Source organism: Pseudomonas sp. Colony2 (assembly GCF_019382755.1).
Taxonomy (GTDB): domain Bacteria; phylum Pseudomonadota; class Gammaproteobacteria; order Pseudomonadales; family Pseudomonadaceae; genus Aquipseudomonas.
The window spans coordinates 3933544-3946120 of sequence record NZ_CP080030.1; the positions used below are offsets into that span (position 1 = coordinate 3933544).

At 63.2% G+C, this 12577-nt stretch carries 12 protein-coding genes; 10 read left to right on the forward strand and 2 right to left on the reverse strand.

The window, feature by feature from the left end; all coding sequences use genetic code 11:
- Positions 1 to 70 precede the first annotated feature (70 nt).
- Positions 71 to 961, reverse strand: a complete 891-nt coding sequence (locus JV201_RS15440; RefSeq protein WP_219405673.1) for a LysR family transcriptional regulator — start codon at positions 959 to 961, stop codon at positions 71 to 73.
- Positions 962 to 1072: 111 nt separating this feature from the next.
- Here JV201_RS15440 and JV201_RS15445 point away from each other — a divergent pair, with 111 nt between their 5' ends.
- The 7 genes from JV201_RS15445 to JV201_RS15475 all read left to right on the forward strand — a co-directional run bounded on the left by JV201_RS15445 (position 1073) and on the right by JV201_RS15475 (position 9055).
- Positions 1073 to 2299, forward strand: a complete 1227-nt coding sequence (locus tag JV201_RS15445; RefSeq protein ID WP_219405674.1) for an MFS transporter — start codon at positions 1073 to 1075, stop codon at positions 2297 to 2299.
- A 46-nt stretch (positions 2300 to 2345) separates the two neighbouring features.
- On the forward strand, positions 2346 to 3056 hold the full coding sequence (locus JV201_RS15450; protein ID WP_219405675.1) for a FadR/GntR family transcriptional regulator: 711 nt from the start codon (positions 2346 to 2348) through the stop codon (positions 3054 to 3056).
- Between the two features lie 106 nt (positions 3057 to 3162).
- Positions 3163 to 4356: an L-2-hydroxyglutarate oxidase gene (gene lhgO / locus JV201_RS15455; protein WP_087695067.1), complete on the forward strand. Its 1194-nt coding sequence runs from the start codon at positions 3163 to 3165 to the stop codon at positions 4354 to 4356.
- Between the two features lie 58 nt (positions 4357 to 4414).
- A complete protein-coding gene (locus JV201_RS15460; RefSeq protein WP_008436370.1) occupies positions 4415 to 5740 on the forward strand; it encodes an MFS transporter in 1326 nt (441 codons plus the stop codon).
- Positions 5741 to 5821: 81 nt separating this feature from the next.
- Entirely contained in the window at positions 5822 to 6679 is an 858-nt protein-coding gene (locus tag JV201_RS15465) for a CAP domain-containing protein (protein WP_003215212.1), read from the forward strand.
- A gap of 139 nt (positions 6680 to 6818) precedes the next feature.
- The gene (locus JV201_RS15470) at positions 6819 to 7238 is read left to right on the forward strand and encodes an organic hydroperoxide resistance protein (protein ID WP_177029155.1); all 420 of its coding nucleotides are present in this window, start codon (positions 6819 to 6821) and stop codon (positions 7236 to 7238) included.
- A gap of 140 nt (positions 7239 to 7378) precedes the next feature.
- Positions 7379 to 9055 (forward strand): ATP-binding protein, encoded by a 1677-nt coding sequence (locus JV201_RS15475; protein ID WP_219405676.1) that lies wholly within the window; start codon positions 7379 to 7381, stop codon positions 9053 to 9055.
- A 3-nt stretch (positions 9056 to 9058) separates the two neighbouring features.
- Here the strand turns inward: JV201_RS15475 and JV201_RS15480 are convergent, their stop codons facing one another.
- A complete protein-coding gene (locus JV201_RS15480) occupies positions 9059 to 10186 on the reverse strand; it encodes a sensor domain-containing diguanylate cyclase (protein ID WP_219405677.1) in 1128 nt (375 codons plus the stop codon).
- 150 nt (positions 10187 to 10336) lie between these two features.
- Between JV201_RS15480 and JV201_RS15485 the strand changes: the two genes are divergently transcribed.
- From JV201_RS15485 to JV201_RS15495, 3 genes are all read left to right on the forward strand, one after another.
- Positions 10337 to 10864: a GNAT family N-acetyltransferase gene (locus JV201_RS15485; protein ID WP_219405678.1), complete on the forward strand. Its 528-nt coding sequence runs from the start codon at positions 10337 to 10339 to the stop codon at positions 10862 to 10864.
- A 133-nt stretch (positions 10865 to 10997) separates the two neighbouring features.
- Positions 10998 to 12038, forward strand: coding sequence for an alpha/beta fold hydrolase (locus JV201_RS15490; protein ID WP_219405679.1), 1041 nt, complete (start codon positions 10998 to 11000; stop codon positions 12036 to 12038).
- Entirely contained in the window at positions 12038 to 12547 is a 510-nt protein-coding gene (locus JV201_RS15495) for a cytochrome P460 family protein (protein WP_003215197.1), read from the forward strand. Before JV201_RS15490 ends, JV201_RS15495 begins: the two co-directional genes overlap by 1 nt.
- Positions 12548 to 12577 lie beyond the last annotated feature (30 nt).

The window sequence follows — 12577 nt, forward strand, 5'->3', positions numbered from 1 at the left end:
GATGCAGGTTTTGGGGCTGCTTCGCAGCCCAGCGGGAGCAAGCTCCCTCGCCACAAGGGNNNTGCTCGGCTCATTGCGCACATACCTCCCGCAGGCAACCGCGCAGCCAGCGATGGGCCAGGTCGGCGTCCAGGCGCGGGTGCCAGAGCATCGATACGGTGAAGTCCGGGAACACGAAGGGCAGCGCAAAGCGGTAGAGGTCACTGTGCAGGTTGGCGGTATGCCGCTCCGGCACGCTGGCGATCAGGTCGGTGCTGCGGGCCAGGGCCAGGGCGGTCGAGAAGCCGGCGACGATGGTCACCACGTCCCGGGTCAGCCCGAGCGCTTCAAGGGCTTGATGGATCTGGCCCTGATCACGGCCGCGCCGGGACACGTAGATGTGCTGGCCTTCGGCGAAGCGCTGCGGTGTGACTTCGCCCTGGCTGAGCGAATGGCCCTTGCGCACCACGCCGATAAACCGGTCGCGGAACAGCGCCTGGGTCAGCACCTCGGGGCTGGCGCTGCTGTCGACCACGCCGGTTTCCAGGTCGACACTGCCATCGCGCAGCGGCGTGCTGCCTTTGTCCGGCTTGTGCACGAAGCGCAACCGCACGCCAGGCGCTTCCCGGGCGACCCGCGTCAACAGCGCCGGGCCGAAGTTTTCAACAAATCCGTCGCTGGTGCGCAAGGTGAAGGTGCGTACCAGCTGGCTCAAATCCAGCGTCGCAGCGGGTCGCAACACCGCTTCGGCGTCCTGCACCAACTGGCTGACCTGTTCGCGCAACGCCAAAGCGCGCGGCGTGGGTACCAGGCCGCGGCCGGCACGGACCAATAACGGATCGCCGGTGGTTTCCCGCAGTCGCGCCAGCGCCCGGCTCATCGCCGACGGGCTCAGGCGCAAGCGTTGAGCGGCACGGGCGACGCTGCCTTCGGCGAGCAACACATCCAGGGTGACCAGCAGATTAAAATCAGGTGTCGACACGGCAAACCTCATAGGGCGTTTGGCGCACGTATAAAGTGCAAATGCTGCGCCTTCCGCCATGTTAGGTGACGGCGTAGATTTCTGACAGCGGTCAAACCCAGGAGCCTCTTGATGAAATCACCTGCACCCCGTGGCGCTCTCGTCGCCCTGTCACTGTCAATGTTGCTGGCGTCCTTGGGCACCAGCATCGCCAACGTCGGCCTGCCGAGCCTGGTGCAGGCGTTTGATGCATCGTTCCAGGCGGCGCAGTGGGTGGTGCTCGCCTACTTGCTGGCGATTACTGCGGTGATCGTCAGCGTCGGGCGACTGGGTGACCTGATGGGCCGCAGCCGCCTGCTCTGGGCCGGATTGTTGCTTTTCACCGTTGCCTCGGCCCTGTGCGGCATGGCCCCGTCCCTCGGGCTGTTGATTGCGGCCCGCGCCCTGCAAGGCGTGGGCGCGGCGATCATGATGGCGATGACCATGGCGCTGGTGGGCGAGACCGTGGCCAAGGAACGCACCGGCCGCGCCATGGGGTTGCTGGGCACGATGTCCGCCATGGGTACCGCGCTTGGGCCAAGCCTTGGCGGGGTGTTGATCGCGGAGTTTGGCTGGCGCGCGCTGTTTTTCATCACCGTGCCGCTGGGTTTGCTGACATTTGCCCTCGCCCGGCGTTATCTGCGTGTCGACCGCCATGGGCAACAGCCCGCGCAATCCGGGTCCAGTTTCTTGTCGACACTACGGGATTCAACGCTATGCGCTGGCCTGGCCATGAGCGCGCTGGTATCGGCGGTGATGATGGCGACCTTGGTGGTCGGGCCCTTCTACCTGACCCACGGTGCAGGCCTCGACCCCGCCTGGATGGGCCTGACAATGGCAGTCGGGCCCTGCGTTTCGGCATTGACGGGCATCCCTGCGGGACGTTTGACCGACCGTTTCGGCAGCGGCCCGATGACCATCGCCGGGCTGCTGGCGATGCTGGCGGGCTGCCTGCTGCTCTCCCTGGCGCCGCTGAACCTTGGAGTTGCCGGGTATATCGCCCCGCTGATCATCCTCACCCTCGGCTACGCCCAGTTTCAAGCCGCCAACAACACCGCCGTGATGAGCGACGTACTGGCAGACCGCCGTGGCGTGGTCGCCGGCTTGCTAAATCTGTCGCGCAATCTGGGCCTGATCGCCGGGGCTTCGGCCTTGGGCGCAGTGTTTTCGCAGGTTTCAGGTGACCTCGTCACGGCCACTCCCGGCGATGTGGGAAGTGGGATGCAAGCCACGTTCGGTGTGGCGTTGGCACTGATTGGTGTAGGTCTTTTCCTGGCCCTGCGCACTCGCCTCGGCACCACAGCTGTCTTGACAAGGTAAAATCGTAACGACTATTGTCTGACAACCTGATTACCAAGGTTTTCCCATGCTTGAGCTCCAGCGCCCTGATTCGCTCGTTATGCGCGTTGTCACCGCCATTCGTGCAGAAATCGACTCCGGCCAACTGGCGCCCGAAGCGCGCCTGCCCACCGAACAGCAACTGGCTGAACAACTCAATGTCAGCCGTTCGGTGGTGCGCGAAGCGATTGCCCAGCTCAAGGCCGATGGCGTACTGACTGCGCGGCGTGGCCTGGGCTCATTTATCTCGCAAACCCCGGCCGGCACCGTGTTCCGCTTCCCGGAAAAAAACGGTCGCCGCCCGGACCTGGCGCAAATGTTCGAAGTGCGCCTGTGGATCGAAACCCAGGCCGCCTCGATTGCCGCCCAACGCCGCGACGCCGCCGACCTGCAGCGCATGAAGACCGCCCTGCAGGAAATGCACGACAAACGCGCCGACTTCGACGCCGCCGCCCTGGCCGATGTGGAATTCCACCGCGCCATCGCCGAGGCCAGCAAGAACGACTATTTCGTGGCCTTCCATGACTTCCTCAGAAGCCAACTGGCCAGCGCCCGCAAGACCGCCTGGGAAAACTCCGCCACCCGCTTTGTCAGCGGCTCGGCCGATGCCACCCAGGAACACACCGCGCTCTACCAGGCCATCGTCGACGGTGATGCCCAAGGTGCTGCCGCCTGTGCCGAGGCTCACTTGCGCGCCGCAGCAAGGCGCCTGCATCTGGAACTGCCCGCTATCAATTGACCGATCCGAACCCGTTTAAAGCGTGCCGATGGCGCGCTGTTTTTTTAACAAAACCATTAGTCTGACAACCTGATAAGCAGACTGAAATGCGTAGGTACCCAAAACAATGATTTACGACTTTTGCATCATCGGCGGCGGCATCGTCGGTTTGGCCACCGCGATGGAGTTGCTCAAGCGCCAGCCCAACGCCTCGCTGGTGATCCTGGAGAAGGAAAGCCTGTTGGCCAAACACCAGACCGGCCATAACAGCGGCGTGATCCATGCCGGCATCTACTACGCGCCGGGCAGCCTCAAGGCCGACTTGTGCAAACGTGGCGCCGAAGCCACGAAGCAGTTTTGCACCGAGCACGGGATCAAGTTCGAGGTGTGCGGCAAGTTGCTGGTGGCTTCGACTGATCTGGAAGTACAACGGATGGAAGCGCTGTACGCCCGCTCGCAGCTCAACGGCATGAAAGTCGAACGCCTGGACGCCGACCAGTTGCGCCAGCGCGAACCGAACATCGTCGGGCTGGGCGGGCTGTTTCTCGACGCCACCGGCATTGTCGATTACCGCGAAGTCTGCGAAACCATGGCCCGGGTGATTCGTCGCGCCGGCGGGGAAATTTGCCTGGAACGCACCGTCACTGCGATCGTCGAGGACACCGACAAAGTCACCGTCAGCACCCGGGGCGAAAGCTGGCAGGCCAGGCATCTGGTGGTGTGTGCAGGTTTGCAATCGGACCGCCTGGCCGTGATGGCCGGCGTCAAGATCGACCACCAGATCATCCCGTTCCGTGGCGAATACTTCCGCTTGCCGGAATCGAAGAACACCATCGTCAACCACCTGATCTACCCGATTCCCGACCCGGAGCTGCCCTTCCTCGGCGTGCACCTGACCCGCATGATCGACGGCAGCGTCACCGTTGGCCCGAATGCCGTACTCGGCCTGGGTCGCGAGAACTACCGCAAATTCTCGGTGAACTGGCGCGACGTGGCGCAGTACGCGAGCTTCCCGGGCTTCTGGAAAACCATCTGGCAGAACCTCGGTTCGGGCAGCGTCGAGATGAAGAACTCGCTGTTCAAGTCCGGCTACCTGGAGCAGTGCCGCAAGTACTGCCCATCGCTCAACATCGAAGACCTGCTGCCTTATGAAGCCGGCATCCGCGCCCAGGCCGTGATGCGCGACGGCACCCTGGTGCACGACTTCCTGTTCGCCCAGACCCCGCGAATGCTCCACGTGTGCAATGCGCCCTCACCCGCTGCCACCTCCGCGATTCCTATCGGCGCAATGATCGCCGACCGCATGTTCAAGCCCCACTGACGCACCGCACCACGCCTCACTTTGACAATAAATATAATGACTCATAAGGAAGTACAGAATGACGGCTACAGCCCGCACCCCGGACGTTGAAACCCCCGAGCAAACCAGGAAACGCCTGCGCAAAGTCGCGGCCGCGACGATCTTCGGTTCGATGCTGGAGTGGTATGACTTTTACCTGTACGCCACCATGGCGGCGATTGTGTTCTCGAAGATTTTCTTCGATAACAGCGACCCGAAAGCCGCTACGCTGATGGCGTTTTCCACCTTTGCCATCGGCTTCATCGCGCGCCCGTTCGGCGGCATTCTGTTTGGCTACCTGGGCGACAAGTTCGGGCGTAAACAAGTGCTGGTGCTGACCTTCTGCATGATGGGCGTGTGCACCACGTTGATCGGGCTGATCCCCAGCTACGCCTCCATCGGCATCTGGGCGCCGATCGTGCTGGTGTTTATCCGCATCATCCAGGGCCTGGGGGCCGGTGCCGAACTGTCCGGCGCGGCGGTTACCTCCTACGAGCACGCCTCAGAAGGCAAGCGCGGCAGCCAGGGTGCATGGCCGGCGCTCGGGCTGAACCTGGGCTTGCTGCTGTCTTCGCTGACCGTGTACCTGCTGACCATCAACGGCAATGAATTCCTGCTGGCCGGCGGCTGGCGGATTCCGTTCATTTGCAGCATCGCGCTGGTGGGTGTGGGCCTGTGGGTGCGCAACAGCATCCCGGAAACCCCGGAATTCAAGGAACTGAGCAAGGAAACCGCAAAGGCCAAGGCGTCGCCGCTCAAGGCGCTGTTCAAGAACGACCTCAAGGGCCTGGCCGTGGTGTTCTTCGTGGCGATTGGCTACAACGCGTTGAGCTACATCTTCAAGACCTTTTCCCTGGCTTACCTCACCCAGTTCAAGGGTGTCGATGTGCACGTCACGTCGCTGTCGGTGACCATTGCCAGCCTGATCGCCATCGTCGCCGTGCCATGCTTCGGCTGGTTGTGCGACAAGTGGAGCAGCAAGACCGTGCTGATGCTCGGCGGCCTGCTGTCGCTGCTGTTTGCGTACCCGTTCCTTGCGCTGCTCAATACCGGTGAAAGCCTGATGATCTACGTCGCCATTGGCGTGGGCACCGGCATCCTCGCGCCGATGATGTTTGCGCCGCAGGGTTCGTTCCTGAGCCGCCAGTTCCCGACCCAGACCCGCTCCTCGGGCTTTGGCACCGGGCGGGAAATCGGCACCGCGATCGCAGGTGGCCTGGCGCCATTAGGGGCGTTGTCGATGGTGGCGGCGTCGGCCACTCACTCCACTGATGGCGTTGTGATAATCCTCGCGATCTCGTCCCTGCTGGTGGTGGTGTTCGCCTTGTGCGATCAGGGCCGTAAACACTCGGCATTCAAGAACTGAGGCAAAAAGTTCGGACCAACGGGTGCATGGATGCCCCTTCATCGCGCATCATGGGCACTTTCAAGCTCAAGGGAAACGTCCATGCGCGTTCTGTCATTGATGATGGGTCTTACGACGCTGGCCGCCAGTCTGGTGTTTACCGCCCAGGCGCAGGCGGGTGAAGAAAGCCTGTTGGTCGACTCGATCAATCAATACCGCAGCCAGGTCCAGCGCTGCGGCAACCAGGGCTCCCAGGAATTGCCACCGCTGGCCAGCGACACGCGGCTGGTGTTGCCGGTCAACAGTGTCGGCGACTTGCAGCAGGCGCTGGCGCGGGCGGCGTACCCGATGGTCAACGTCCAGGCCATCAGCCTGTCCGGGCCCAGGAACGCCGAAGCCGCGATGAAAGCCGTGCGCGAAAGTTTTTGCCGGGTGGTGCTCGACCCGCAGTTCATTGATATCGGCGTGAGCAACAGCGGCCAGGACTGGCGCATCGTGCTGGCCCGCCCGCTGCTGACCAGCGGCCTGGGCGAGACCCAGACCGAAGGCAAGAAGGTGCTCGACCTGATCAACACCGCCCGCCAGCAACCACGCCAATGTGGCGCCCAGGCCTTTGCCGCCACCACGCCCCTGAGCTGGAACGAAGCACTCGCCAACGCCGCCGCCGGCCACGCGCGCAACATGGCCAACGGCAACTTCTTCGATCACCTGGACCACGATGGCCGCACCCCGGGTGACCGGGCTGAACTGGCAGGCTACATCGGCCAGCAGATCGGCGAGAACATCGCCGCCGGCATGGACACCCCACGCAAGGTGGTCGACGGCTGGCTGGCCAGCCCCGGGCACTGTGCCAACCTGATGAACCCGCAGTTCCGCGAAATGGGCGCCGCCTACGCCATGGACCCGAAAAGTGATGCCGGCATCTACTGGACCGGGTTGTTTGGCGTGCAGCAGCAATAACGGTTTGTATCCCAACGTATCTTCCCGGCGAGGCGACACACTGCGAGGTGCAGGCCCCCGGCGATGACACATTGCGGATACGCCGGCGCGGTTTCCTGTGCACACCGGCCCACCCCGGGCCACTTGCGAGGAAACCGTCATGTCCCAGAACAGCACCGTGCTCTACACCGGCAGAACCCACACCACCGGCGGGCGTGAAGGCGCGTCCCACAGCGATGACCTGCACCTGGACATCAAGCTGTCGCCGCCCGGCTCCAAGGCGCCCGGCACCAACCCCGAGCAACTGTTTGGTGCCGGCTGGTCCGCCTGCTTTATCGGCGCAATGGGCAAAGCCGCACAAACCCTTCACATCCGCCTGCCAGCCGACACGGCGGTGAGTGCCGAAGTGGACCTGGTGAACAGCCCGGAAGAAGGCTATTACCTGCAAGCGCGCCTGCGGGTCAGCCTGCCGGGTATCGAACACTCGGCGGCGCAGGCACTGGTGGACCGTGCCCACCAGACGTGCCCGTATTCCAAGGCCACCCGCGGCAATATCGCGGTAACGATTACGGTGGCCTGAAGGGAGCTCAGCGAAGCATTATCCGGCCGAGACACTAAAGTGCCATCTAGTGGATAATCCCGCTGAACTGGCTGAGTCCCGGGATGTCTGTAGCTTGGCATCCCTACCTCAGCGAACCGTGGCAAGAAGGCGTTCACCGAATGACAAACTGGCTGCAAGGCGGCGGCGAAATGGCCGAACGGGTCCGGCATCACAACTGGGCCAATACGCCATTGGGGCCTTTGGAACACTGGCCGGACGTACTGAAGACCACCGTCGCCCTGTGCCTTGCCTCCAGTTTCCCCCAGGCGATCGTCTGGGGGCCTGCGCTAATCACGCTTTACAACGACGGGTTTATCCCGATTCTCGGCGACAAGCCTGATGCCCTCGGGCGGCCATTCAACGAGATCTGGCAGGAAGCCTGGCCCGAGATCAGTCCGATCGCGGATGCCGCCTTCGCAGGTGAAGCCACCTTTATCGAAAACTTCCCGCTGACGATCGAACGCGGCGGCGCGCCGGAGCAGGCGTACTTCACCTTCTGCTACAGCCCGATCCGCGACGTACAGGGCAAGGTGGTCGGCATGCTCGACACCGTGACCGAAACCACCGCAACCGTGGTTTTGTCCCAGCGCCTGGCCGAGCTGAATGCAAGCCTGGAGCAGCGCGTCAACGAAAGGACCACCCTGCTGACCCAGGCCGAAGCCGCCTTGCGTCAATCGCAAAAGCTCGAAGCCATCGGCCAGTTGACCGGTGGCGTGGCCCACGACTTCAACAACCTGCTGACCATCATTCGCTCATCCGTCGACTTCCTGCGGATGCCGAGCCTGTCCGAAGAGCGTCGCCAGCGCTACATGAGCGCTGTCACCGACACCGTGGACCGGGCCGGCAAATTGACCAGCCAGTTACTCGCATTTGCCCGGCGCCAGCCGCTGAACCCGGAAGTGTTCGATGCGGGCCTGCGGGTGAAAAACATCGGCGAGATGCTCGAGACGGTGACTGGCGCGCGAATTCATGTGCACGTCGAACTGCCCGGGCAGCCGTGCTACATCCGCGCCGACTCCAGCCAGTTTGAAACCGCCCTGATCAACATCGCCCTCAACGCCCGGGACGCGATGAACGGCCAGGGCAGCCTGACCCTGCGACTGGACGCCGACCGAGCACTGCCGAGCATCCGTGGTGACGCCGGTTCACGCCAGGCGTTCATCGCCATTTCACTCACCGACACCGGCAGCGGGATTCCCGGGGAGACGTTCGAGCGCATCTTCGAACCCTTCTTCACCACCAAGGAAGTCGGCAAGGGCACCGGCCTGGGACTGTCCCAGGTGTTCGGCTTCGCCAAGCAATCGGGCGGCAACGTCGATGTGGCCAGCCAGGTCGGCCAGGGCACCGTGTTTACCCTGTACTTGCCGCAAGTAGTACCTGAAGAGAGCTTCCAACGTGACACACCGCACACCTGCGGGCTGATCACCGAATGCGCCCAGCGCCATATCCTGGTGGTGGAAGACAACCTGGAAGTGGGCCGCTTTGCCAATCAGATCCTCCAGGACCTGGGCTACCAGACCACCTGGGCAACCAATGCCGAACAGGCGCTGGAACTGGCCGGCGCAGACGCGTTGGGGTTCGATGCGGTATTTTCCGATGTGGTGATGCCCGGCATCACCGGCGTGGCCCTGGCCCGGGAACTGCGACGGCGCCGGCCCGGCCTGCCGGTGGTGCTGACCTCGGGCTACAGCGAGGAACTGGCGGAAAGCGGCTATGAAGGCCTGGCGTTCCTGCCCAAGCCCTACTCGGCCGACCAGGTCTCGCAGGTGCTGGCCAAGGCGCTGCTCAAGGGCTGAGGCCTATTCCGCGACGGCCACCTGGTTACGCCCCAGGGCCTTGGCGCGGTACAGCGCCTTGTCTGCGGTGTTCATCAGGCCGTGCAGGTCCTGGTCCACCGCGCGGGCCCAGGCTACGCCGAGGCTGGCGGTCAACCCCTGGACCGGCTCGCTGGTCAGCCCGGCAATGGCCTTGATCAACTGCTCGGCGATGTCCCGCCCGGTCTCCAGCGACGTATCCGGCAGCAGTACCGCAAACTCCTCGCCCCCCAGCCGCCCATACACATCGGCCTGGCGAAACGACGCGCTGATCACCCCGCCGATCTGGCGCAGCACCTGGTCCCCGGCCTGGTGGCCGTAGGTGTCATTGATGTCCTTGAAGTGGTCCATGTCCATCATCAGCGCGCACAACGGCTGCTGGTTATGCCGGCATTGTTCGTAGAGCAACTGCGCATGCTCGAAAAACGCCCGGCGGTTCATCAGGCCGGTGAGTTCGTCGGTTTGTGCGGCGCGGGTGGAGATGTTGTGGGCACGTTCCATTTGCCGGGTCAGGCGAAAGGCTTTTTCCAGGGCATCCGACAGCTTGCGCGTGGCGCCACCGACAAACGAAGAGAACACCAGCACCGCCAGGGCCATGCCGACTTGCATCGACGACGGTTGAAACAGCAGCCACAGGGTGCACGGCAGCAGTACCAGGCCCATGGAGACCAGGGTCATGTAGCGATAGGCTGAATAACACGAGACTGCGCTGACCGACATGCCCACGGTGAACAACATCACCAGGGCCTGGGACAGGCGGTCGTCGGTGGGCATCAGGGCGAATGCGCCGATGCCCCAGACCCCGGCCGACAACATCAGCGTTACCCAGTAGCGCCGCTCCCAGCGCGCGGGGGTGCGTTCACTGTTGGGGCAGCAAAACCAGTCCATGAACATCCACACCCGCAGCAACGACGTCCCCGCCAATACCACCAGCCAGACCAGCATTACCCTGTGATCAAAACGTTCCCAGCACAGCCAGCACAGCATGGCGGCCGCCATATAACTGCCGAACACTGCAGAGAATGACTGGCGAAACAGCTGGTGCAATCGATCTGTTCGTACCTGCTCCTCGATGAAGCAATCCTGGTCCTGCCCACGCCCAAGGCCATTCATTTGGTCCGCCTGATCTTACTGCCGCGACAAAGTGCCATTGTGGCATCCTGCCAGTAGCCCTAACAACTGAATCAAGCGTGCTAGAGCGCCGAAAGCAGGATAAATATAGGTGAACACCTTCTCGCTCGCTCCAAGGATCAGAGTCCACCCATGAATACCCACCCGATAACCACCGAACGCCTGATTCTCAGGCCCGCAGCGGCCGACGATGTGGCCAGTGTATTTGCCATTTATGGCGATCCCGAGACCAACCGCTACAACCCGGCAGGCCCCTTTACCGATCTGGGCCAAGCCGAGGCCGCCCTGGCTCGCTGGCTGCTGCACTGGGCAGAACATGGTTTTGGCCAATGGGCGATTACTACACAAGAGGCGCCGGGCTGCGTGATCGGCTTTGGTGGCATCACCTTGTACCCCTACAACGACGTTGAGCGGATCAACCTGGGCTACCGCTTTGCGGTCAGCGCCTGGGGCCAGGGCTTTGCAACCGAGATTGCCAGGGCGGCGTTGCAGTTTGCGTTTGTCGAGCTGGACCAGCCGCAGGTGTACGGCGTGGTGCGTCCGGCGCATATAGCATCGATCAAGGTGCTGGAGAAAATCGGCATGCAGTACATCGATGAGCTGGACGATGTACCCGGTCAGGCGCCGAGCCAGGTGTATGTGGCCCGGCGGGCCCTCTGACCTTTGTATCGCAGTGTGTCCAAACACCGCTGCGATACAAAACCTTTAACCCACGGGTTTTCTCGAAACAGACGGGATACACAACTACGTTCAACTGTGAGCCAGGCACACCACCCGCCGCCGGAGACTCACCATGCACACACAGTTGAACACCCCACCCCGCCGCCTGATGGGCGCGTCGCTGCTGGCCTTTGCGCTGTTGCAGCTCGGTGCCCTCGGCGTCGCCAGTGCACAGGACGCGCAAGCACCGGCGGCTGCCAGCGCAACTGCCCACAGCGCGCTCGGCCCGTTGAAGCATGTGAAAGCCGGCTTGCTGGATGTGGCCTACGCCGAAGTCGGCCCGGCCGATGGCCCGGTGGTGATCCTGCTGCATGGCTGGCCCTACGACATTGACAGCTACTCCGAGGTAGCGCCGCTGCTGGCCGCCCAGGGCTACCGGGTGCTGGTGCCTTACGCCCGCGGCTATGGCGATACCCATTTCCTGTCGGCAAAGACCCTGCGCAACGGCCAGCCGGCCGCCCTCGCCGTCGACCTGATCGACTTCATGGACGCGCTGAAGATCAAGCAGGCCGTGCTCGGCGGCTATGACTGGGGGGCGCGCACCGCCGACATCGTCTCGGCGTTGTGGCCTGAGCGGGTCAAGGCGCTGGTATCGGTCAGCGGCTACCTGATCGGCAACCAGGCCGCGGGCAAGAACCCATTGCCGCCCAAGGCCGAGTTGCAATGGTGGTACCAGTTCTACTTCGCCACCGATCGCGGCGTCGCCGGCTATGCGAAAAACACCCACGACTTCGCCAAGTTGATCTGGCAGATCGCCTCGCCAAAATGGGCATTCGACGACGCCACCTTCGACCGCAGCGCCAAAGGCCTGGACAACCCCGACCACGTCGCCGTATCGATCTTCAACTACCGCTGGCGCCTGGGGCTGGTGCAGGGAGAGAAAAAATACGCTGCGCTGGAGCAGAAACTCGCCACCGCCCCGTCCATCAACGTGCCCACCATCACCATGGAAGGCGACGCCAACGGCGCGCCGCACCCGGCCGCAGAGGACTATGCCAAACGCTTTACCGGCAAGTACGAATACCGCCTGATCAGCGGCGGCATCGGCCACAACCTGCCGCAGGAAGCACCGCAAGCCTTTGCCAAGGCTGTGATCGATGCGGACCACCTGTGATGAAGCGCCTGCATCTTGCTGCACTCGTCGCTGCAACAGCTGCCGTGGTGGCCACCGCTACCGGGTTCGCCTTTGGCGGCCCGGCCACCAGCGAGCCTTCGCCGATCTACGGCGTGACCATTCCCGACGGCTACCGTCAATGGGAGCTGATCGCGCCGGCCCAGGAAGCCGACCCGCTGAATGAACTGCGAGTGGTGCTGGGCAATAAAGTGGCGCTCAAGGCGTACCGCGACGGCACGCTGCCCTTCCCCGACGGCACCGTGCTGGCGAAACTGGCCTGGAAGCACGTGCAATCGCCCGAGTTCAAGACCGCGTCGATTCCCGGCGCGGCGACCACCGTGCAGTTCATGGTCAAGGACTCGAAGAAATACGCAGCGACCGGAGGCTGGGGCTTTGGACGGTTCATCAATGGCAAGCCGGTGGACCAGGCGCAGCATGAGACGTGCTTTGCCTGCCATCAGGCGCTGGTGAAGAACCACGATTATGTGTTCACCCGGCTGGCGCCTTAGCGCAATAGCCCTTTTCAACAACAAACGCCG